The following is a 24588-nucleotide window of genomic DNA, read 5'->3' as shown; positions in this document are numbered from 1 at the left end:
ATCACTCCATTTCTTAAAGTATTAAATAATTAAATATGTCTCCACAGTCTGAGAGTAAACAAACTGTGGAGAAACATTTTATTCAGCTACATTCTTTTCACTATGAAGTCTTTCAATTCTTTCATTTTCATTCTTAAATTTATTCATCATATATTTTGCAAACAACCCAATAAGTATTAAAGCGCTTCCATAAAAGATAGAAAAAATCAACTCACCCATACATCATCTCCTCCTCACTAGCTTTGGAAAGCTTTAATCCTATATTAAACCCTTCAGATACAGCTTCATCTAATGTTCTAGGACTTTTAGCATCTCCTATCCTAAAAACTTTTTTGAAACGTTCCTTTAATAGTCGATACTCATTTAAAGAATCAGAAGAGTCTTGACCAAGGGTGATTACAATCGCACCGGGTTTACGACCTTCAGTTCGACCGCTAAATAAGTGTTCCAAAACTACATTATCTTTTTTCACTTCGACAAGTTTAAAATTTGGTGTTTGCTTGACTCCTAACTTATCCATTTGCTCAAGAAACTTATTCCGTTTGTACTGCTGAAGGGCTTCTGCAATTCCATAACTCTGAGAAACAATTTCTACTTCCTTCCCCTTCGAAGCTAAAAATTCCGCTGCTTCTACTCCAGGCCAATCCCCTTTCCAATCTAGAACTAATACATTATCCTCCACTATCGTTTCTCCTTTTAAAACATTCCACGATGTGTAAAGAGGAATGTTTGTCTGCGAAAACATCTTTGGTATAAGTGGTTTCGAACCAGTTGCTACAATTACCCCATCAAATCTCTTACTCTCTATTTCTTCCATATTGAATCTCTTGCCCTTTTTTATCTTTACATTCAATCTTTTTAATTCATTTGTAAGGTATGTTTGCCAGCTTTCAACTTGACCTCTGTTTATGGCACCTCGAATAATATTTAATTGTCCACCGAGCTCATCACTCTTCTCAGATATTGTCACGTCATGCCCTAGCTTAGCCAATGTAATCGCCGCCATCATCCCGGAAGGTCCGCCTCCTACGACCAAATAATATTTTCTACTATCAGCCTTTGGTAAATCTGTAAAGTATTTCTCACGACCTGTGACAGGGTTAACTGTACAACGAATAGGTAGATGTTCTTGGTACCGACCAATACAACCTTGATTACAAGCAATACACGGTATGATTTGTTTCTCGTTATCTTGTAATATTTTAGAAGGAAGATAGGGATCAGCTATTAAAGCTCTTGTCATACCTACAACATCGGCGTATTCATAATCAATTAATTTCTCGGCTATTTCTGGCTTGTATATTCTAGAGGTTATAATTAAAGGTGTCTTCCCAATAATCCCTCTGACTTTGCTTACTTCGGAAAAAAGTTGCGCGGCTGATTCACTAGCCGGAGGGACAATATAAGTACTACCTTTATAACTGGCAGATGAACCGATTACTAAGCTCCAATAATCAAGCATTCCCAGTTCATGAAGATAACCAATTATTTTAAGAGACTCCTTTCCCGAAGTCCCTATGTCATCCTTTGAATTTAAAGACATCCTCATTCCTAATACAAAATCTGCCCCCACAGCTTCTCGTACCCTTTTAATTACTTCTGTTGTAAACCGCATCCTATTTTCAAAAGAACCACCCCATTTATCAGTTCTCTTATTTACTGCAGAGCTCCAAAATTGCTCAAATAAATAAGTATGGGAACCCACAAACTCTGCCCCGTCTAGTCCAGCTTTCTTCAAGTTAAGAGCACTTACTACAAATCCATCAATAATTTCTTCAATTTCTTCTTCTTCTAACTCCCTTGGTATAATATGAAACCTCTCCGTTGGTACTGCAGAGGGGGCAACAACGTCATTACTACCTTCACTAACATAAGCTTCCCGTCCATGATGAATTAATTGAGCGAATAATTTCCCTCCGTATCGATGTACCTTTTCAGCGGTCTTTTTGTGAAGATCAATTATTTTTGGATGGCTGGCATCGATAGCAAAAGGAGTATTAAGACCTGTTTTATGAACACCATGGGCCTCCATAACTATTAGACCAACCCCTCCTTTCGCCCGTTCTGTATGATACGCGGTGAAATCCTCTGTTGGTAAATGTTCTTTTACTAACGTTGTTTGGTGACCACTTGTCATAATACGGTTTTTAATTTCTACGTCCCCAATTTTATAAGCAGAGAGTAATTTAGGGTATTTACCATTTGTCATAAGCTTACCTCCATCATTTTAGAAATTAAATATTAGTTAATTAATGAATATTTTAACAAATTTTATTAAACAGTCAATACTGAATTTTATAAAAATAATAAAAGGATTTTACTTAGGAAATACAATTGTTAATGGTACTAATACCCTGTCTCTTTTAAGTGAGTCCCACTAAAGTAGCCGTTGAAAGCTCGATGGCTTATAGCACATATCTGGATCCTTCTTGTATTCCTTTTTTTATTTGAATGAATATATTATATTATCATTAATAAAAGTTGTAGCTTATCAAAGGGGGCAGTAAAATATTGAGCGGATCTAGAGAAGATAAATATACAAAAAAAGTGGGTCAAAGATTACGTACGATTCGTTTATCAAAAAAATTAACATTAAATTATATCGCCAGGCAAACCGGACTCACTGCAAGCTTTATTAGTCAATTTGAACGGGGATTAACAACTGCTTCAATTGCCTCTATGCAGAAAATAGCTCAGGTGTTAGGATTTCCTTTAGCTTCTTTATTTGAGAATGGTAATATACAGGATTACAAAACCAACGAGGTGAGTATAGTTAGAAAAAAAGACCGGAACCATCTCTTTTACCCTGAACCGACTCTCACTAAAGACTATTTACTTACAAAACTAGACGGGAAAATACAAGTGATATACTCTATTACAAAGCCTGGAGGGGAAAGCGGGGAGCCGTATAGTCATAATAGCGATGAAGAGTGTATAATAATTATGTCTGGAAAGATGGAATTAACAGTAAATAATCAAACATTTACTTTATTCGAAGGTGATACAGTCAATTTTTCCAGCCGTTTACACCACAGCTGGAAAAATACAGGTAACAAAATACTAGAAGTTTTATGGGTCATTACCCCCCCTAGCTTCTAAAGCATTCGACATATCAAACCCATATAAAAAAAGAAGAACCATAGATTTCATTTCTATATCCGTCGGTATAACTTGTAGAGTGGCTTTAGCCCTATATATTGCCGAATCGACAATTTTCGCGTGTTAATCGTCTGATTAGGATGCAATCAATGCAAGGAAAATTATGGACGGTAAAAGCCACTCTCGCTGCTGCACTTATACTGTTAATAATATTAAGTTCCGAATTGATCTATATATTATCGTATATTTAGGTTCCTAGTAAAACTCCTCTTCAAGTTAAAGAACAATCGCCTAAAGCGAAAACCTCTTGATCAAGAGGTCCAAAGATAGCTGCATGAATTAGAGTGTAACAGTTGCTCAATTCCTTCCTTTATGTGATTTGGATGATTTCCTCGATTTGCCCGCGGGTATTCTCCCGTGTTGAAACACCCCAAAGACGATATAATCCAGGATGACCCCATATAGATCGGCTTTTTTATCAATGTATACAATGAGTTTGACCTCTGTTGCCTTTCATAATTTCCATACGTATTTTCCGTAAAACCTAACTTGTAACTAACCTCCTTTTTAGTCCATCCATGCAGCTAAGGAAGCTTGACCGACTATTAGGAACCTATTGTTATCCTTTTCTTAAATTCAGGAAAATTATTCATTTAGAAGTGGTAAAATCATAGGTGATTTTGTAAGTAAGTGGGATGAGATAATCAGTTGATGATTTGTTAGGAACGAATAAATAAATGAGAAAAGCTTTGGATTATGTACTGGAGCTAACTAAACAACAATCCACACTATTCATGAGGTATGTAAGGAGGATAATAAAATGACTCATTGGATTATGGTACTATCCTTGCCATTGGTATTTTTAATTGTAATGGTTATTATTGGTAGTGGAATATTCGGTAAGAAAACAAAGTATGGTTTCCAGAAACTCAAACAGTTTATGGTATATTTCATAGAGATGTATACAGTTATCTTTATTGGAATTAGTGCAATTACTTATTTTGAATCAGGATCATTTATATTTTGGCAATCCAATGAATCGTTTTTTGAATATTTCCAGCGTGGTCTAGCCGTTTACAGTACCTATCAATTATTTGTTTTTGCAACCCTAAAGTTATCCGTTGCAGCCGATCAAGATTCATATTTGGCTTATAAGAAGGTATTAAGGGTTGTTTTGCAACATATAGATAATGACTTATCATTAAGTAAACTAAAAGAATTTTTGGAAGGTAACTATGAAAGTCCAATGTTTTCAAATGGGGTAAGAAGTTCCTTATCACATTTAATAGAAGTAATAGAAGAATATAGCGTAATTACAGATAATTATGATAAAGGGGGTTATAAAAAGGAGTTAGTGTTAACTCTTAATTCCCAAATTATAGACGTAGAACATATCTTAGAAACTTACAATCTTGCATGGATGAGTTCATTTTTGCTATATATATTAAAATAAATGGCTTAAGACATAGTGTTCTTTAAATTCAGCAATTGGTCATTTTGTGGGATAAGTATCTAGGAAAGGGGGGATTTTAATATTATAACTTTATTTTAGAGCCATAAGAATATTGTGCGTTCAATTAAAATGCTAACATCAATTCTAACCAGCTATAAATAGCTAATTATTTCTTCTAAAAAACATATATAACTCTTGGCTAACTTGCACGTATCTTGTAATTGGGTCATTTCTTCATCACTTATACTCTTACAATGAGCAATTTTATTTCGGATGGGAACGGTTTTTAGCAGCTGGAGGTAAACGTCTTTAGGGGATATCAGTAAAACAGGGATATGTACGCAGCATGGAGATAAGTTCGTGGTAATAGAAGGAGTTGAAGTGTTTAGAGTAGGGTTGTATTTCATCGCAACGGGAGCTTGAATCCGCCAGCCGATCCCATATGTTTTCTCCATTGTCATTTCAATGTATTGCCAGCCCGGTTTCTAATTCAAAGAGTAACCCATAGGCTTCTTTCATGTATTCAGTTTTCATGTGTCTATTCTCCTTAATCATTCTATAAGCAAATAGTACTATATAATATAGATTCGACAGGAATAAACAAACTCCTGCATTAAAACCAATTATTCCCAAAAAAATCACCCCTCAACGGAAGGGCTAGTCGATAAATACATCCAGGATACTATCCAATGGAAGTATGGTTCGGTCCTCATCATTTAACTGAACGTGTTTATTCAAGAATCAATCTTCAGCAGTTTACCTGACCGTCTCATAGTCATGGTTGGGATAATATTTAATGTTAAGTTATTATGTATGGCAGCTGCATCTGAGCGTTAATGTGCTGCAGCTTCTGCTCATCTAAAATGGGTTTCTCTTTGTATTCCTTCTCCTCCCATATCTGATATAACAACTGAATAGTGCTCTGGCATCATTAACGAAGTCCATTTTTTGGTTCCATGATCGTTTACCTTGCCCATTATGCTTCCACCTTTCTAAGAACGTTTGTTCTTATTTACACTATTGAGAGTTTTATAATATTTCACCAGTATGCTAAACCTAGAATAATGACCACCCTATTTTGAAACACCGGATGACAATTTGCGCGTGAAAGAAGAAATGTTTTCTCATTCACCAATATACTTGAACATTTGTTAAATGCTAGTCAGTCTTCCTTAGTCATTAAATTTTCTTAAAAAGCAAGGGCGGATGTAGCAGGATCTCAGGGCAGAAGGACCAAAAAAAAAAAAGACCAATACAAGCAGGAATTGGCCTTTAAGATATAAGATAGTATAGTATGCAGAGATCGAGCCAGCCAGTCAAGACTGACTCTTCCCTTATAGGTTTTTACTATTTTTTAAAGTAGAAACTGTTCATTAATTCAAAACACTCATCCGATTAAAGCGTTACGTCGTTAGAGCAAGATGCTGAAGCTTCTGTTGTATAATTATTTTCATCTGTTAGCATAGCTGGATATTTCTTGTTGAACATCCTATACCCCAGGTAATACAAAATAGCTGCCAGGGTTGTTGAGACATAAAAGCTTAAATACGAGAAAAATACAAAGCCGATTAAGGTTGATATTATATAAACAGAAAAAGCCACAATATTCACACCTTTAAAGTATTGGTACTTTCCTCTAGAATTATAAAGTGCATCAAGGCTTATATTTCTTTTTCTGATTATATAATAATCTACTCCAATTATAGCCATTGCTGGACCTGCTGTAGCGCTACATATAGAAAGAATAGAATCTAAATACCCCCCTGTTCCCACGGGCACTAAAATAAAACCGAGTATTGTTAATCCAACAATTGATGTCTTGAAACTTAATTTCTTTGGGAAAAGGCTCAAAATAGCATATGTCGACGGTAGCAGGTTTGCAACAGCATTCGTAGATACCTGAGCCAGTACAATAAATAATTGAAGTAGTATTGCCAATATCATTGACCTTTCTTGAATTAATTCGGATATAACAACTAAAGCATCTGTACGTCCGGAAAGGGCAATGGTTATGGCTCCTAAAGTACTTAAAAACGCAAGGGAAGGTACCAGACCCATGAGTGCCGCGATAAAGTATCCTCTGTTGGATTGAAACCATTTATTATTGTTACTAACATTTTTACAGTCTCTAGTGAAATCATTTACTCCTAAGGCTACACTAGAAAAAACACCTATTACTACTGTGACGCTAAAAAGCCACCTACTTATGGAAGGGCTTTCATTTTGTAAATTCCCCATGCTAAATGTATCAAAAAAAGATACATTATAAGCAGTAAGAACTACATAAAACATATATATACCAACAATAAACAATATTGGAGCAATAAAGAACATAAATTTTTCAATACCTTTTATTTTGTTCAATGTAACAGGAAGTAAAATTCCTATATTTATAACGAGAGCAAGAATTATACTTTCGAAGCCAAAAACCATCTTAAAAAGTTCATTAAGAGCAACCGCTCCTATATATGCGTTTAAACCAATAAAGATCACACTAGGAAAGATTCGTATCATATTGGTTATTCTACCGCCTCTATATCCAAAGGCGACTGAAACTGAGGTTGCAAAACTTATACCATATTTTAAACCTAAATCTTGAGCAATAAGACTAAGGATACCTATTAGGGTGGACCCTATTATTAAAACTAAAATAAATTGACCAATGGTAAAATAGCTAACCAGTGGGGAAAGACTCATAAAACATGTAATTTGAATTGCTATCCCAAACCAAACAAATCCGTATCCAATTGGTTTGACTTCTTTCTCATCTTCCTCTACTGGCGACAGGTCTGAGTTATAAAGATCGTGTACGGACGAGTCTTTAAATTTCCCCATAAATAGCCCCCTCATTTTTTATTTGATAATTCCCGGCTGATTCTGTGACACTGACCTAAAAACCATTAATACAGTTTTATTTAGTTATAATAACTCTGACAAAAATAGAAATATTATACGGTTTCATTTAACGACTAATTCCCTCTTCATCTATTTTTATTAAAGAACTAAGAAGAAGATTAGCAGCTTTTTCAATATCTATCCAATCTGTCCTCTCTTTTGGAGAATGGCTATTACCATCTATGCTGGGCACAAAAACCATTGCTGTAGGACAGAAGTTATTCATGAGGGAAGCGATGTGGGCTGCCCCACTAACCATCCTTTTAAATTTATAGTTTAACTCTTCCGCAGAATCTATTAATACACCTATTATATTAGGGTCAAATTGGATAGGTCTCATTGTTTTAATTTCATTTATCGTAATTTCTAGACCTTCATCATATGCTATTTCCTTAAGCTTATTTTTTATAAGCCTAACCCCATCATCTAGTTTTTGTGATTCTTCAGCACGAATATCTGCTGTAAATATAACCTTCCCCGGAATTGTATTAATATCTCCTGGTTCAGCCGTTATTTTCCCAACCGTTGTCATTGACTGATCACTAATCTCGACAGCAGAATTCTGAATTGCTGAAATCATTTTTGCTGTTGTGCTTAAAGCATCTTTTCTAAAAGACATGGGCGTTGGTCCGGAATTCTGAGCCTCTCCGATAACCGTTACTTCATGCCAAGAAAAACCGATAATTCCTTCAACAATTCCTAAAGGTATTGTTTCTTTGTCTAGTATTGGGCCTTGTTCAATGTGTAATTCTATGAAAGCTTCAGCTTCTTTTAATCGGTTTTTTTCATGACCTAAATAACCAATTGCTTTTAGTTCATCCAAAAAATTAGTACCTTTTTCATCGCTTTGTTTATAAATTTCATCCAACTCATAATCTCCGGATATCAAACCACTTCCCGCCATAAGTGGGGGAAATCGTACTCCTTCTTCGTTTGTAAAATTCACAACCTCTATCGGTCTGGTGGTCGTTATTTCGTTTTCTATTAACGTTTCCAACACTTCAAGCCCACAAACAATTCCTAAAACTCCATCAAATTTTCCTCCGTTAATAATAGAATCAAGGTGGGATCCTATGACAATCGGTTTTGCTTCTGGGTTATTCCCTGTTCTTCTCCCGTATATATTACCAACATCATCAAATCGAACATCAAGCTGCATCTCTTCCATCCAAGAAACTAATAAATCCCTTGCTCTTTTATCCGCTTGAGACAGGGCATGCCTAGAGATACCCTCACATGACGACGCTCCTACGGCGCCCATTTCATTAAGTCTTTTTCTTATTCTACCTAAATTCACTCTCACTTTTATCCTCCTCAATAACATTGTTGAATACATATACTTACATGATACTTAGCCCTCCACCACATTTTAGGTTTAGGCTTTCTGTATGATATAAAAGTAAAATTTTTCTGATAATATATGGTTGTGAAGAAGTGTTGTTTGATGACCCTCTACATAATACGGTTATGAACTAAACATCTAGAATACTCTCGCAACCGATGTATTGCACCTGAAACACATTGTAATCGTTACTATTTTCCCGCCACAAATTGTTTACCGGCTTCCAAAAGCTGAATGACATACCGTCAGCAAGGACGAGCACCTAAAGAATTCAACAATCTATTTATATATCAAACCAATAAACTCTTACTCTTTTGTTTGCTCCCATTCGTTCACACCTTCGAGAGACTGTTTTAAAAGGCCGACAAAGAATTTGCGTCTTTAGACGAACTTCTCGATAGGTCAGGAACAGGAACTTCTGCTAAGGCCAACTAAGTCGTCGGCCCTAGCACTTCCTGCTCTTACCACATACCAAGACCATAAACTCGAGATAGAAAATTACTTTTACTTCGTTCAAAGTATCGCTAACGAATCTACCAACTAGCTAGGCTCCGATGCTAAAAGCTGTGCTTCCTCGAAGTTCTCATCTCTTTTTTTTATGTGGTAAGTTAGTAACTTAACACAACCTAACCCATTTAAGATTTTATGCTGGCTTCTGCTCGTTTTAATTTTGTCGCTTCTTCATCAACCTCAAAATCGTCAGTTAGCACAACGCCATAGAGTTTAGCTGCCTGTTCCCTGGAAACAATATCATTAAGTACATCTTGAGCAACAAGTTTTGAATCACGCTCAAGGGGGTTGCCCCAACCGCCACCGCCTGTACTTTCAAAAACAAAAGATTCGCCAGGCTGAAAAGGAATATCCCTTAGTATTTGTGAGTGCCATGACCCATCTTCTGCTAGTCCACCAATTGTCTTAATTTGACCATCTGGGGACTTTAGTAATTGTCTTTGTTGAGCAGAATGTAACCCTCCATTCACACCTGGAGAACCTTCTATTGTTCGGGAACATGTCATCCAAATTAACTCTCCACGTCCAATGAATTCTATTTCAAGGTGAACTCCAACGCCACCACGATAACGTCCAGCCCCGGCTGAATCCGTCCGCATTTCAAAAGCATTATATCGTATTGGGAACATGAGCTCTGCAACCTCGGCCGATAGATTTTGGGAGTTTCCAAGTGGATCTGTCGTTACATGCATACCATCATTAGTAGGTGTTCCGCCCCATCCTCCAGCAGGTAAGTCTGAAAATATATGCGACTCACCTGTTTTCGGATCAGACGCACTTGCGGTAAACCAGTTTGACTCAGCATATGTTGGAGCAACAATAGCATCAGGGATAGCTTGAGCTAGGGCCAACCAAATTCCTGAAGCCACCTTGGAAGCTGTTGTGGTTGTGCACGCAAGTGTTGGGGCAGGCCAACGTGGATTTAGCCAAGTGTCTTCTGGAATTGTAATGTCAATTTGTCGATACATACCCGCATTTCCTGGCGCATCAGGGTTAAGAAAAAACTTTACAGAGTAGTAGACGGCTGCAACTGTATTGGCGTAAGGAGAGTTAACTGGACCGATTGTTACGGGATCACTTCCTGTAAAGTCAAGTTCAAGCCGATCTCCTTTAACTACAAGTTTTACTCTTACCCTGACCGGATCATTAGTAAATCCATCACTATCAATGTAATCGCTCGCATTATATTCACCATCAGGAATTTGCCTGATTGCCTTTTTAGTCATTTCCTGTGTATAATCTAGGACTTCACGCATTCCTTGTCTGACCTTATCGACCCCGTATTTGTCGGCGAGACGTGTTAACTCAGCTTTAGCTGCCTGTAGAGAACCCATTTGTGCTTGAATATCCCCCTCTATATACTGAGGAGTACGTGAATTACTACTTATGATATTAATAAGGTCATTATTAGGTTTTCCACCCTTATAGATCTTTAACGGTGATAAACGTAGACCTTCTCCAGTTACATGGGTATCGAACCCGCCACCTACGTCTGTCCAATGGGCTCGGGTTACTGCAATACCAAGTAATTCCCCGTCATAAAATACAGGCATTGTCATCGTGACATCATTAGTATGGGTACCGCCATTATATGGGTCATTAAGAATGATTACATCATCTGGACTTAATTCATTTACAGGGTATCTTTCTAGAGAAGCCCGTGCGCTGGTGTGCATAGCCGCAATATGGACAGGACAGTTCGCAGCCTGACCTATCAACTCGAGGTTTGGATCAAAAATAGCAGTAGAAAAATCTTCCATGTCGTAAATGATTGGAGAAAATGAAGACTTTTTTAACACTAGACTCATTCTTTCGCATGTATATACAAAAGAGCTTCTCAAAACTTCAAAGGTAATAGGGTCAAGTTGGCGATGTGAAGATTCATAGTTAGTGGTGGTCATTGCATAACCTCCTTATTTGATTGATTAATAGTTTTATCAACAGTAATATGGGTAAATCCATATTGGTCAAAAACGGCCAGTGCATTGGGTGGGATAACAATTTCACTATTAGAATGTTCTATAATTGCCGGGCCATCAATTTCTTGTTCATTACTAAGAAGACTAACATCATGCACATCCACTATATGTTTTTCTCCATTAAAATAAGTTTCTCTTTGTTCTTTTATACTCGATGTGCCCTTCTGAATACCTGACCCCGATGCAATTTTTAAATCACTTGCTTTTGGTTTTTCCGTTTTCCCATAACCTGTCATACGTAAAGTGACAAAAGCTACAGGGAAGTTTTCATTTGCGACTCCGTACTCACGCTTATGCTCTTTATTAAAAGTTGACGCAATTTCTAAGAGTGTGTTCTGATTTATAGATCCATTAGGAACTGGAGTCGCAACTTGGTACGATTGACCAACATAGCGCATTAATGCAATTCTCTCAAATGACATTTTTTGTGAAGTAATGCCATCACTCTTAAGCAAATGTCGACACTTCTCTTCTAATTTATCAAACGCATTGGTGAGATCTTTGGGATTGAGCCCCTCTATTGGTGCATAGAAAGTCTCTTCAACATCGTGACGTACATCCATTGTAGAAGCCCCAGTCGCACAATCAACACCAACAAATGAAGGCACAAGAATACGATTAATCCCCGCAGACTGAGCTACACGATAAGCATGCAAACCACCAGCCCCACCAAATGAAACATATGTCTGATCACGCGGATCACGACCGCGGTCCGTTGAAACCATGCGAATAGCATCCGCCATATTTTCACATACAATATCGATAATCCCTTCAGCACATTCAATAACAGATAGACCGAGCGGTTCTGCCACAGTGCTTATTGCATTAACGGCAGCTTCGTAATCAAGTTGAAATTTCCCACTCAAAGTAGGATTCAAGCGACCTAATACCAGGTTTGCATCTGTTACTGTCGGCTGAGTTCCGCCTTTTCCGTAACAAGCTGGGCCTGGAGCAGCACCTGCACTCTTAGGACCAACACGCAAGGATCCTCCATCATCAATCCATGCAATTGACCCACCGCCTGCCCCAATACTGCGGATATCAAGCATAGGTGTTATAACTGGCATTTCCCATTCAAGTTCATATTCATCAGTTACCAGCCCTTGACCCTCTTCTACAAGACTCGCTTCAAAACTCGTGCCCCCTACATCAGTAATAATTAAGTTTTTTTGATCAAGCAGGTGATGAATAAGACCACCAGCAGCAACCCCGCCCGCAGGGCCTGATTCGATAAGTTCTTCCGGATGCTCTTTTGTTGCAGCACTCCTCATCATACCGCCGTTACTTTTAACAATAAAGAGAGGTGCAGTGCAGCCAGCATCTTCTAAAGTTTTCTCTAAACGAGAAATGTAATTTTCAACAATCGGGAACAGGGAGGCTCGAATGGCAGTCGTGACAAACCGACCAAGTTCACCCATTTTAGGACTAGTTTCGGATGATAAAGCAATTTTTGCATCTGGAATTACTTCCAAAATAATGTCCCGCATTTCCTTTTCATGACGCCCATCAACATAGGAATTAATGAATGTTATAGCAACATTTTTAATACCTAGTTGAGCAATTTGCTCAGCAACTTGCTTGGCATCTTCCCTCTTTACGGGTTTTACAGTTTTCCCATCAGAACCCATTTTTTCACTCACAGTAAAGCGCCTATTACGACTAATGAGTGGGGAAGGTTTAGTCGCGTAGGGATCATAAAGATGCGACCGTTTTTGTCTTCCAATTTCAATTGTGTCTCTGAATCCTGCTGTAGCTATCAACGCAGGTTCTGGATACTTACGTTCTAGCAACGCATTTGTACCAATGGTCGTACCATGAATAATTGTACCAATCTCTGATGGATGAATACCCGCTTCTGCAAGCGCATTCATAACTCCGATAACAGGATCATTTGGTGTTGATAATACCTTGGCCATTCGTACTTTGTGAGATGCTGTCGCCTCTTCATCCCAAGCATAAAGATCAGTAAATGTTCCACCAACATCAATTCCTACTCTTAACATTTTCTACCTCCTATTTAATAATTTTAGTACCTTTTAAAATCTGAAAGCTGTTTTGGTTATCTATACCTTTTTTGAATTATCATTGTCTAATTTCTATAAGTATCCCTCCATCCAAAGTTGTTAACAACTTGTCCCTCGTGTACTTTTAGAGAACCAAACACTATTAAGAAAATCCCTTATTTGGCTGGATAGACTGAAACACCTTCATTGCAGAAAATATTTATTTTGATTTCCAGCCTCCATCAAAAACTTAGTAATAATCCTGAAAACTACCTCCCTTCAAAATACTTCATTTCTCTTATAGACTGTATATTCTGTATCTATACAATAATATAAATATTCACTATATTAAAGTACCAGTTTAAATTTTTAATAGGGACCAGTTGGAATTCCACCAATTGATAAATACTTCGTTTCTAAATAAGGTTCAATTCCTTCCATACCACCTTCACGACCAAGACCGCTTTCCTTCATACCACCGAATGGTACATTCGCAGCAGATGGGTTTCCATCATTCCAACTGACGATACCGAAATTTAATTGCTCATAGAGATACGTACCAGTACGATAATCATTCGTAAAAAAGTATGATGCAAGACCATACTGCGTACTATTGGCGATTTCCACCGCTTCTTCCAAGGTACTGAATGTTGTAATTGGTACAATCGGTCCGAAGGTTTCTTCTTGCATGATTTTCATTTCCGTATTAACATTCGTTAATATCGTTGGATACACGAAGTAGTAACCTTTTTCGCGATTTGCATTATATTCATTCCCGCACAAAACTTGGGCGCCCTTATCTATCGCATCCTCCACATGGGAAACTACCTTATCGAACCCTTTTTCATTAATTAAAGGACCGACCTTAGTCTCCTCGTCCAAACCGTTTCCAACTTTTAATTTTTTTACTTCTTCTGTAAGTTTTTCGGCAAATTCTTTGGCAATGCTCTCATGCACTAACACACGGTTTGCACAAATACATGTTTGACCGGCATTCCGAAATTTTGATGCAAACGTTTGTGCTACTGCTAGATCTAAATCTGCATCTTCTGCAACAATAACCGGTGCATGTCCTCCTAACTCCATAGATATATGTTTTATGGTATCAGCGCTATTTTTGATTAATAGTTTCCCTACTGGCGTGGATCCAGTAAATGTAATTTTACGAATATATTTACTATCCGTGAAAACTTTCCCAACATTGCTCCCGTAACCATTAACGCATTGCATTACATCTTTTGGTATTCCTGCTTCATAAGCTAACTCGACTAATTTTATCGTGGTAAGTGGGGTGTCCTCTGCAGGTTTCACAATAAAGGTACAACCTGCCGCAAGTGCTGGTGCCGCTTTTCTCGTCATCATCGCTGCCGGGAAGTTCCACGGAGTAATTGCAGCTACCAATCCAACTGGTTGGCGGCTTACAACAATGCGCTTGGATTCAGTGTTTGCAGGTATCGTACGGCCATAAAGACGTTTCGATTCTTCTGCGTACCAATCAATGTAACTTGTCGCATAATCCACTTCGCCAAGAGATTCCCGTAACGGCTTCCCACTTTCTAATGTCATCACTCTTGCAATCTCTTCCTTGTTACTTTGAATAGTATCTGACCACTTTTTTAACAAACGAGCACGCTCATGGGCATTTATTTTTGCCCATTGTTTGAAACTTCTATGTCCTCTTTCGATAGCAGCTTTTATTTGTTCCTCAGAATTGATTTTCACGTCTTCTACCAACTCTCCAGTTGCAGGATTGATCACATGTAAAACAGTTGTCATAAAAATACCTCCTCTTACTTAATGAAATGATACTGCGGGGATTTTTTATAATATCTTTCTACTCCTTCATAAGTAACGAAAAGTGGGGATTGTCTGTTCCGGTAGATAATATTAATCATATAAAGATTCCAGTCATTCTTGTTTTATTTGTTGTATTGTTACACCTACCTCCCCCGCTTCTAGCGCAACTCTCGAACTTTTACAAGTATTCATATTTCTTCATCGCCCCCTTTCTGGGACATTTGCTTCCGTCAATTGACATTATGTTATTGCTATCACACCCCCAAAAATTCGTTATATATATATTACAAATATTCTGGTATAATGAAAAGAATCAGTTTTTAGAATATTTGGGTACCAGAGGGGGAAGATATAATGATTTTTTTCCATATAGATAAAGATAATTCCACTTACATTTATCAGGCAATTTATAATCAATTTAAGGATGCAATTTTACAGAATAAAATTCCATCCAATGAAAAGTTGCCGTCAAAACGTAAGTTGGCGGAACAACTAGGGGTCAGCATTAATTCAGTTTCCAATGCATACGAACGGTTACTAGAGGAAGGTTATATATATACAATTGAAAGAAAAGGGTACTTTATAGAAAACATTACAAAGTTCGCAAATTTGCAAGAAGTTTCCAATACAGGCGCGCTACCTGAGGATTTATACGAGAAACCTACTGTGGATAAAAAAGACTGGCTGTCGTTATCCCATTTTACTGTGGATATGTCGATGTTCCCATTTAAGGAATGGCTTAAATGCGAGAAAAAGGCATACGAACTAAATTGGAAGGAATTAACGGAAATTCCTCACCCGCAAGGCCCTTATTCTGTACGACAAACAATTGCTCAATTGGCCACAATGACAAGAGGTGTCACTTGTGAGCCGGAGCAAGTAGTAATAGGCTCCGGTACGCTGCCCCTAATCAGCCAAGTAATGCAATTGCAGAAAAAAAACACAAAAGTGGCTGTTGAAAATCCTGGTAATTATCGGATTCATAAATTTTTAAAAGACCATTTTGATGTATATCCAATTGATCTTGATAAAAAGGGAATCAATATTGATAAGGTGGAAGAAATAAATCCGAACTTTCTTTTTATTACACCGTCGCACCAATACCCAACTGGAACGATTATGCCGATTTCCCGACGGATTGAAGTACTGAACTGGGCTACTCGTGTGGAAGGTAGATATATTGTCGAGGACGATTATAATAGTGCATTTAAATATGGAACAGATAATATTCCTTCATTGCAATGTTTGGACCGGAATCAAAGAGTAATCTATGTTGGATCGTTTTCAAAAACATTGAGCCCGAACGCTAGGATGAGTTATCTTATATTGCCACCGGAAATGCTCCGAGAATATCGGAAGCATTATTCAACTTGGGTTCAAGGTAGCAATACGCTTAATTTGTTTACGCTTCATCATTTTATTGAAAACGGTGAATATACAAGGCACGTGAAGCGAATGAGTCACCATTACGAAAGAAAACGTAAACTATTGTTGAAAGAATTGCAAACTAGATTTAAAAATGAAATAGAAATAAAGAATGCTTCAGCAGGGCTCCACTTCCTGGTAAACTTTTCTAGCAATAAGCCGTTTTATGAACTCGAACAACGGGCAAAACAAGAAAAACTTGAAATCTCTACAATTCAAAGATTTATGTTGGAAGAATTTAAAAATGAGGAAGGGTGTTCCATCGTTCTTGGCTTTGCAAATATTAAAGATGAGGACATCCCTGAAGCTGTAGATCGTCTGTATCATATAGTATATTAACGAGTTGTGGGCTAACGCCAGAAGAGAAAGGAACTATGTCACGAGTAAAAATGAAAAACACCAGTCATAACTCAAATCCAGTAGTTAAGTCGGAGCTAAAAAAACAAAAAATATAATAATTCTCAAAAATTTGAACTTTAGTCACTCAGAAAATAGAACTGAAAAGACAATAAACTCATATGTTCATACGCAAGTTAGAAAAAATGCAATCGAGTAGGAGGAGGTGACTAACCTCCGTCCTCTCACACCACCGTCCGTACGGATCCGTATACGGCGGTTTCTTTAAGCTTGACGTAAGAAAATATATCTTTCATACAAACTGCGAAGCCCTAAACGACTCCAGTAAGAGTTGTTTAGGGTTTTACTTAGTACAGGACTCTCCGCAACTCGCCAGTATCCTTTTCTGGTATTCGCCCATTCATGGGCTTTCCACTTAGGAACACCTAAACCAATCAGCTTCCTCTTACGAGTCTTCGGAAGTTTCCATTCCTTCCAAAGACACATTCTCAGTCGGCGACGAATCCAGGCATCCAGTTTAGAAAAGATGCTCTTCGTATCCGCTAGCGAAATACCCGCACCATCCGGTAAGGTATTGGTTCAGCTGTAAGATACGGTATTTCATACTCCATCCTTTCAATGACAGCCTTCTATGAGATTCGTGTTCCTCGGGTCGGAGATTTGCCTTCAGCTAACGGTTACAATGACCTTCACCGCTCGGGACTCGAACCCTAAAGTGTGCGCACATGCCGGGCACACCACTAAAAATAAGAGGTATCGCTCCCTCTTATTTGTCTCCTTGCTCTAGTTGTTTTCCGAAATGGAAAATATCTATGAAATCCAGCGAATCAAACAGGTGAAAACGGAGATGCAAGTGAAGGAGAATACGGTACGGATGCCGGAAAATGACGCAATGATTGCCAGATCATTTATCGGAGATGATGATAGAGAGATACTATTTGTAATATGCCTGAATATGAAAAATAAAGTGGTAGCTGTTCACCGAGCGTATGTTGGATCGTTAAATGTGAGTGTGGTTCATCCAAGTGAGACGTGATGCCCAGTAGAGAAGATATCCTTTCTTTGTTAGACAGCAAAGGTATTTTTCTGAAAAATGGAAGTCAAGGGAGAACAGCAGGCGAATGCGTAGCATCAAAAAAGAATTAGAGAATGTTAGGAAAACCAATAACTTACTAGGAGTTGAAAAGCGTTTTCTGTTTTTTCACACCTAGTTAGCCAACTTGGATTTCTTACATTCTCTCGTCTCTTTTTGCAGACCCTTTACTAGAATCATGAGGAAACAATTATAATGGAGAGAACAAAGAAGGAATGAGACTCGGGGGAATGGTAGCAAAGATGCTGTCGCCAATCATGGAAGTGCCTGGAACAATTGCTACGTCTTGATTCTATCGGTTTATAAGGGTATGACCTCCTCACAAAACGCATAAAACAAAAGTTGTAAAAAGTTACATATTGGGTAATAAAGTACGCATTATTTAAACTAAAGTTGAAACGGAAAACATTGTTCAGCGATATTCCCGCTGTTTTAAGAATTGGGGTTTCCTCCATCAAAAAACAACAGCCTATGACTTGCTAGCCCTATTCATTAACAAGCCATAGGCCGTGAGACTACCTTATTCATTTCTGTAGTGGATGTTAATCCAGAGGGCACCCCATTTTTTCAGCGGTGACGTAATTTTTCTGTAACTGATAAGATTATCTTAGCCTTAATTACGCGCTCTTTTTATAGTATTCCTTTAATGTACCGTGAAAGTGGTCATAATTTCTGCTGTAGTTTGGTGTTTTTATTACAATACTCAGTACTGAAATAACTAAAAAGTTAAATAGTACTCCCCAAAGTCCTGAATGAACCCCTAAAGGATGTTTTACAATAAATTCAGTAATGATTGTTACAATAACACCTACTATCATTCCCCATAATGCACCTTGTTTATTATATTTGGGAATAAATAGAGCCCCAATTAATGCTGGTATAGTTTGCATACCTAACCCACCAGCTAAGGCACCTAAAAAGACAATTGATTCAGATGAGCCTGCAATAAATATTAACCCAATAAAAACAACAAACAACTGGGCAATTCTTCCAACCCATGGACTGATAACAGTACTCTTTGTTATTACCCTATACAAGTCGTGCCCTGTCATAGCCCCGCTGGCATGTAAATAAGCATCGGCGGTTGAATTTATCGCCGCGAAGATACCCAATCCAACGAGAGCGTATAATAAACTTGGTCCCGTACTAATTAGAGTAGGTAACACTTCATCGGTAACGCTTATACTCGGATGCAATACCATTGCTGTAAAACCAATCGTTGGAATCAAAAGTATATACATTACAACTTGAGCAACGATACTAAATATTCCGGAAAAATGAATAATTCTTTCTGATTTAGCCGATAGAGCCCAAGTTAATGAAAGGGGACCAATAACTGTCCCTACTGCAATGCTTAACAACAAAGTTGCGTTGGTTTGCCATGAGGTTGGAATTACTCTACCTTCCATAACCATATCTTTAGATAAAGATCCAAGCTCATTAAATAATCCCATTGGACCGCCTACTAAAATTAACCCATAAACCGCACCAAGAAATAAGGCTAGTGTCATCAAGGATCCTTGTATAGCATTTGTAATTGCTGCAGATTTTAGGCCTCCTAAAACTACATAAACAACAATTATTCCACCCATTACATACATTCCAGCTGATACAGAAATGATTCCTTGACTTAAAATATTAAACGCGGTACCTGCTGCAATTAATTGTAACGCTACGTACGGTACCCCCATCATTAATGCAATCAATGCAATCATTCCTCTTATCGAATCACTCTTATAATAACTTCCAAGCATTTCGGCAGGTGTAAGATATTTGTTTCCACGATTTATTAGCCAAACTCGTTTATAGAATATTGGAATTAAAACACTTATGGCTATCGGAGCTCCACCTAAGTAAGTTAAATACGACAAACCGGACCCATAGACGTTTCCAGTATGCCCCATTAAAGCAATAGAACTGTTATATGTTGCTAATAGCGATAAAGATAATACAAAAAAACCTAAACCGCCACCGGCAATAAAAAAATCCTCTGATTTTTTAGTTGTTTTAAACCCATAAATTCCGACTCCTATTAAAAATAACCAGTATACAAATGCAATAATCATGAAGGCAGTTGCTCCACTCATTCTTACCCCTCCTGTTTTTATATATTTAATTTATTTTTTCTTTTTCCCAGCTAAAAAAGGTACATGGTTAACTCCATAAATAAACCAAATGATGGAAAGCGCTCCCATGATAACGTACCAAATATAGATGCTCATTGGATTATCAAAAATCAAAATAACTGGGCCAGATGTACCTATAAAAAGAAGCAAGATTATTATTATCCAGACGATGTTTTTAATCATTACATTCAACCTCCTTAACGTAAACGCTGACCTGCTTAGCAGGTGATTTGGCATACTAGTCATTTCAACCGGCCAATTGATACCAAGGTACTTTCACTCCATTAGACTTCCAGCCTGCTTCAGATTAGATAACTTATTTTTTAAATATTAATTGAAGATCACTCGAATGTGTATGTTTTATAAGGGTGTTCACAAGGAGTACCTACTGTAATATCAAACCTTCTCATTGTTAAATTCATAATTATAGAGAACGCTGTGTCACTTGCTTGCGGTCGTCCAAGGTCAGTAGGGTAGTCTTCACCATGTCTACAAATACTATCTGGGTACCCAATATGATTTGAAAAAATGCTTTTTAAATTTTTATCGTTTATTTGCTCTGCTTTGTTTAATAATTTATTTGCAACTCCCTGTCTTAAGTGCGTGTCAGGGTATAAAATTCTAGCAGTATCATTTATATTCACTTTTCTCGGACCTATAAAATGATTAGCATGCGCAATGTATCCATCTTGAGGATATAAAACATCGTAGTCTGTAGGTGTACTTTCAACATTTAATACTTCTCCTTCTGCATGCGCGATTAAGTAATTGGCTGCAACACCTCTTTGTAATCTTCCAATTTGACCAATGGCTTGATTAATATTATTTGAATTTAATATTCCTCGTAAAATAACATGAATAGGCACTCCTTCTTTAACATGCTGACTTGTCCCTAGTAAGTTTAAACAAACTCCTAATCCTTTTTCGTTCATTCCAATTTTCCCTACAATACCAGCCTCAGTAGCCATCAAGATACGTGGACGAGGCGTTTGTATAATATCAAGCAAGATAACTCCTTTCTTAACTAAACCATGCCAATCCCAATTTTGTCCTAAATATGTGACTTTTTCTTCATTCGTCTCTGGAATAGAAGCTATACTTGTACACCCATCTGAATTTAAAACAATTTCACTTCTTGCATTTAACGCTGTAATTTCTAATAAATCGAAACCAGAACCCTCGCTTATCCCCCTAATTTCCTCCATTATTTCATTGTCATAAGCCTCTATCCAAGGTATATAATCTGCTGCTTTCTTTTTTGCACTCTCCCAATCAATATTTGCATTCTTCTTAAATATTTCTTTATAAGCTTCAATATTATGCTGAATTTCTTGCTTAGCTAGTCTCCCTAATTGCTTACCACGGTCGTTAGCAGATCCAGATACTTTAATTAACTTAAACTCTTCCATCATAATCACCTCATAAAATTATTAGTTACACTATTTTAATAAGCAAGTTTCATACCAAAAATAAAAACGCTTTAACAAGCGTTTTTTCATCTTCTATCATTATGAATTTTTTGCATTTTGGAAAATTCGCTTGCGATCCTACAAAACTTCAAGGGTCACTCTAGACCTTTTGGAAAATGTTTATTCAACTTCCGACTCACTGTAGATGGATCAATTTTTAATACCTCTGCTACTTCTGTCAGTTTCTTATATTTGTTAAATACAGTTTTGAGTAGCTGTTTTTCAGCCTCTTCCATACATTTTTTATATGGAAGAATATTTTGAATTATGACATCATTTTTATTTAAAGTCTTTTCTTTGAATTCCGATGACACCCCCACTGTATCAATAATTGATTCAATGATACTATCATCATTTATAACTACAATTCTTTCTATAATGTTTTGAAGTTCTCTTATATTCCCTGGAAATCTATATTCTATCAAGTTATTAATTGCAGTATCTGAAATAGTTACTTTTCGTGTATATTTATTATTATAGAAATCTAAAAAGAGATATACTAGATCATTAATATCTTCTCTTCTTTCTCTCAAGGGTGGTATGAAAATGGGAATAACATTTAATCGATAATATAAATCCTCTCGAAAGTTTCCCTCCGCTACTTCACGTGATAAATTTTTATTTGTTGTCGCTATAATACGTACGTCTATTGGAATTGTTTTTTTTCCTCCTATCCTGGTTACTTCTCGCTCTTGAAGCACTCGCAAAAATTTAACTTGAATAGCTTGACTCATTTCTCCTATTTCATCTAATAGTATGGTTCCTCCATTTGCTTGTTCAAACAAGCCAATTTTGCCACTTTTATCAGCACCGGTAAAAGCACCTGGTTCATATCCAAAAAGTTCTGATTCCAATAAACTTTCAGGTATCGCTCCGCAGTTAACCTTAACAAATGGTTTATTAGTTCGGTAACTATTCTCATGAATGTAATTTGAGACAACTTCCTTTCCTACCCCTGACTCTCCATACACTAAGACTGTTGAATCTACTTTTGATATTCTATCAGATAATTTAATGACTTGTTTCATGCCTGGACTTTTAGCAATTATTTTCGAATGTTTAAAATCCTCCATTTTATATTCTTTAAGTTCCGAACGATAGCCTTCTATTAATTGCTGCATTTCATCAATTTCCTTTTGCAGTTGAGTAATCTCAGTAACATCACGAGCTGCGTTGATAATTCTTACTATTTCCCCCTTTTTATTGCGTATGGGAGTTCCGATTGCCATGAGTTTTCTCCCTGTTTTTGTAGACTGAATTGATCTTACTTTGTCATTTCTTTCGAGGACTAATCGTGTGATTGAAGGACTATATACATTTTCTTTTTCTAAATCATACACATCTCTACCTATTAATTCATCTTCTGATTTTCCCCATAACCTTTCGCACGACTGGCTTACACGTAATGTTTTACCTTTATAATCTGATACATAGATGACATCATATACAGAATTCAAGATAGCTTCTAAATCCTTGCTAAGTTCTTTATAATATTCTAAGGAATTATAGAGACCTTTATTGTTTACCACTTTCATCACCTTTTTCATTATTGTTTTTTTTATTATTTCGCAAATGTGTTGATGTGATTCTGTTAACTAAGCCGCTTTTAAGAGTCACCGTTATGATACAGATACTTACCAAAAGCTCATAACCCAAGGAGAATCTTTACAAGCATCATAAGCAAAACTTTCGTATTGATCCAGCAGTTGGGCAAACATAGTTTCTTGTAGCTAAATAGACACAATATGCTTTTGCAGTCGATGAAGGCCGTGGGAAAGCTCGGGGTTAGGTTAATCTAGCTAAGACTTTTAAAAACTTTCTTTGCCATGATTCTTAAACTTAAAGAGTTACACGATAATAAGTAGTTTCTCCCGTAGATTGTTTGACCCACGGGTGAATTATTAGGTGAAGCTTGGTACAGTACCTTATTTACCTAAATATGCTTTATATAGTACATAGATTTAATATCCTGGTTTTCTTCCCATGCTACATGTTTAGTTATGCCATGTATGGAGAACCTGTCTAGGGTGGTTTAGAACGAAGCTTCATCTTATATTAACATAAGATATATGGTCATCTAATGATTATACTGTTATGCTTCTGACTTTTCCCTCAGAATAATGTAGGAGTTTGTTTCTTCATTAAATTTCAATAAACATTAGAGCCTCTCAAATGAGAGGCTCTAATCAGCTTGTAGAGAAACCCCGTGTTTTTCTACAAGCTTTTTTTCTTGCCTCCAGGAGCACAGACCATTCCCTTTCCGCGGACGAACGCCCGAGCCTCCTCGTGAAAACCCCACACTGCGGGGTCTCGGATCGCCCGTTTTTCCGCAGGAGTGTCATGGTCCTTTGCTCCTTAGTCCGAGGTTAAAACCGAAAAAGACTCTCCTCCACCTAGCTCACCCTAGCTAGGTGGAGGGCAACCTTTTTCATATTTTGACAGGCAGCCGTCATCAGCGCCTGTTCCTTGACTTTCTCTTTTCCGCGCAAGCGACAATAGCGCAGCCCATGCAGTTCTTTTGAATCTGCGAAGCTACGCTCCACTTTCTCTTTTCTCATGCGATAAATCCACTTACCTTCACTGGAAAGTCGGTTCAAACGAACCTGCTCTTTATCTCCCTCCCATACATGGCGTGTAACGGTTTTCTGATGCTTTTGGTTTTGGGTACACTGCGTAAGAAGAGGACAGGTCTCACACTGCTTTGGGTCTGACTTGTAATGGCGGTATCCATCACGGTCCGTTGTGGCATACCTTAGTTCTTTTCCTTGCGGACAGACATACATATCATGTTCCTCATCGTATTTATATTTCCATTTAGGTAGAAATCCTTTCCTTGTCTGGTAGCGACGGTGGGCAATCACGCCGAAAATATTCCTTTGGGCAAGTCCATGACAGATAGGAGTGGTTAAATAGCCAGCGTCTAAACCAACAGCTTCCACAGAAAAGCCGAACCGTTCCACTTGGCGATCCAACCGGTTTAAGTAGGGCTTAGAATCATGGATGTTTCCAGGGGTGACATGTACATCCGTAATAATATTGT

General features: G+C 37.5%; 17 protein-coding genes and 1 pseudogene. 4 read left to right on the top strand and 14 right to left on the bottom strand.

Annotated features, from left to right (window positions below; translation table 11 throughout):
• Positions 1 to 78: 78 nt before the first annotated feature.
• The gene (locus ACFODW_RS07095) at positions 79 to 219 is read right to left on the bottom strand and encodes a hypothetical protein (protein WP_390304705.1); all 141 of its coding nucleotides are present in this window, start codon (positions 217 to 219) and stop codon (positions 79 to 81) included.
• Positions 212 to 2209 (bottom strand): oxidoreductase, encoded by a 1998-nt coding sequence (locus tag ACFODW_RS07090; RefSeq protein WP_390304703.1) that lies wholly within the window; start codon positions 2207 to 2209, stop codon positions 212 to 214. The genes ACFODW_RS07095 and ACFODW_RS07090 overlap by 8 nt, the downstream gene beginning before the upstream one ends.
• Positions 2210 to 2511: 302 nt before the next feature.
• Between ACFODW_RS07090 and ACFODW_RS07085 the strand changes: the two genes are divergently transcribed.
• Together ACFODW_RS07085 and ACFODW_RS07080 are read left to right on the top strand one after the other, a co-directional pair.
• Entirely contained in the window at positions 2512 to 3099 is a 588-nt protein-coding gene (locus ACFODW_RS07085; RefSeq protein WP_390304701.1) for a helix-turn-helix domain-containing protein, read from the top strand.
• Between the two features lie 820 nt (positions 3100 to 3919).
• The gene (locus ACFODW_RS07080) at positions 3920 to 4552 is read left to right on the top strand and encodes a hypothetical protein (protein ID WP_390304699.1); all 633 of its coding nucleotides are present in this window, start codon (positions 3920 to 3922) and stop codon (positions 4550 to 4552) included.
• Between the two features lie 854 nt (positions 4553 to 5406).
• Here the strand turns inward: ACFODW_RS07080 and ACFODW_RS07075 are convergent.
• From ACFODW_RS07075 to ACFODW_RS07050, 6 genes are all read right to left on the bottom strand, one after another.
• The gene (locus ACFODW_RS07075) at positions 5407 to 5529 is read right to left on the bottom strand and encodes a hypothetical protein (RefSeq protein WP_390304696.1); all 123 of its coding nucleotides are present in this window, start codon (positions 5527 to 5529) and stop codon (positions 5407 to 5409) included.
• Between the two features lie 418 nt (positions 5530 to 5947).
• Positions 5948 to 7387 (bottom strand): cytosine permease, encoded by a 1440-nt coding sequence (locus tag ACFODW_RS07070; protein WP_390304694.1) that lies wholly within the window; start codon positions 7385 to 7387, stop codon positions 5948 to 5950.
• 127 nt (positions 7388 to 7514) lie between these two features.
• Positions 7515 to 8750 (bottom strand): M20 family metallo-hydrolase, encoded by a 1236-nt coding sequence (locus ACFODW_RS07065; RefSeq protein ID WP_390304692.1) that lies wholly within the window; start codon positions 8748 to 8750, stop codon positions 7515 to 7517.
• A 674-nt stretch (positions 8751 to 9424) separates the two neighbouring features.
• On the bottom strand, positions 9425 to 11200 hold the full coding sequence (locus ACFODW_RS07060) for a hydantoinase B/oxoprolinase family protein (protein WP_390304690.1): 1776 nt from the start codon (positions 11198 to 11200) through the stop codon (positions 9425 to 9427).
• On the bottom strand, positions 11197 to 13281 hold the full coding sequence (locus ACFODW_RS07055) for a hydantoinase/oxoprolinase family protein (RefSeq protein WP_390304688.1): 2085 nt from the start codon (positions 13279 to 13281) through the stop codon (positions 11197 to 11199). The genes ACFODW_RS07060 and ACFODW_RS07055 overlap by 4 nt, the downstream gene beginning before the upstream one ends.
• A 369-nt stretch (positions 13282 to 13650) precedes the next feature.
• Positions 13651 to 15057 (bottom strand): NAD-dependent succinate-semialdehyde dehydrogenase, encoded by a 1407-nt coding sequence (locus ACFODW_RS07050; RefSeq protein ID WP_390304686.1) that lies wholly within the window; start codon positions 15055 to 15057, stop codon positions 13651 to 13653.
• A 375-nt stretch (positions 15058 to 15432) separates the two neighbouring features.
• On the opposite strand from ACFODW_RS07050, the gene gabR reads away from it, so the two are divergent.
• Positions 15433 to 16842 (top strand): MocR-like transcriptional regulator GabR, encoded by a 1410-nt coding sequence (gabR, locus tag ACFODW_RS07045; protein ID WP_390304684.1) that lies wholly within the window; start codon positions 15433 to 15435, stop codon positions 16840 to 16842.
• Positions 16843 to 17124: 282 nt separating this feature from the next.
• Here gabR and ACFODW_RS07040 read toward each other — a convergent pair.
• Positions 17125 to 17470, bottom strand: a pseudogene (locus tag ACFODW_RS07040) (group II intron maturase-specific domain-containing protein); the annotation flags it as partial.
• Positions 17471 to 17659: 189 nt separating this feature from the next.
• On the opposite strand from ACFODW_RS07040, the gene ACFODW_RS07035 reads away from it, so the two are divergent.
• The gene (locus ACFODW_RS07035; RefSeq protein ID WP_390304681.1) at positions 17660 to 17896 is read left to right on the top strand and encodes a JAB domain-containing protein; all 237 of its coding nucleotides are present in this window, start codon (positions 17660 to 17662) and stop codon (positions 17894 to 17896) included.
• A 674-nt stretch (positions 17897 to 18570) separates the two neighbouring features.
• Here the strand turns inward: ACFODW_RS07035 and ACFODW_RS07030 are convergent.
• The 5 genes from ACFODW_RS07030 to ACFODW_RS07010 form a co-directional block, all read right to left on the bottom strand.
• A complete protein-coding gene (locus tag ACFODW_RS07030; RefSeq protein ID WP_390304679.1) occupies positions 18571 to 20040 on the bottom strand; it encodes a sodium:solute symporter family protein in 1470 nt (489 codons plus the stop codon).
• 30 nt (positions 20041 to 20070) lie between these two features.
• Positions 20071 to 20262 (bottom strand): hypothetical protein, encoded by a 192-nt coding sequence (locus ACFODW_RS07025; RefSeq protein WP_390304676.1) that lies wholly within the window; start codon positions 20260 to 20262, stop codon positions 20071 to 20073.
• 158 nt (positions 20263 to 20420) lie between these two features.
• Entirely contained in the window at positions 20421 to 21488 is a 1068-nt protein-coding gene (locus ACFODW_RS07020) for a C45 family autoproteolytic acyltransferase/hydolase (RefSeq protein WP_390304674.1), read from the bottom strand.
• A gap of 155 nt (positions 21489 to 21643) precedes the next feature.
• Complete coding sequence (locus tag ACFODW_RS07015) at positions 21644 to 23077, bottom strand: sigma-54 interaction domain-containing protein (protein ID WP_390304672.1); 1434 nt, start codon at positions 23075 to 23077, stop codon at positions 21644 to 21646.
• 864 nt (positions 23078 to 23941) lie between these two features.
• The coding region (locus tag ACFODW_RS07010; protein WP_390304668.1) for a transposase at positions 23942 to 24588 on the bottom strand (647 nt) is incomplete at its 5' end.

Origin of the sequence: Virgibacillus sediminis, assembly GCF_042643265.1 — a bacterium.
Lineage (GTDB): Bacteria > Bacillota > Bacilli > Bacillales > Amphibacillaceae > Virgibacillus_O > Virgibacillus_O sediminis.
The sequence above is the reverse complement of the archived record's forward strand: the minus strand, read 5'-3'. Positions and strand labels throughout refer to the sequence as shown.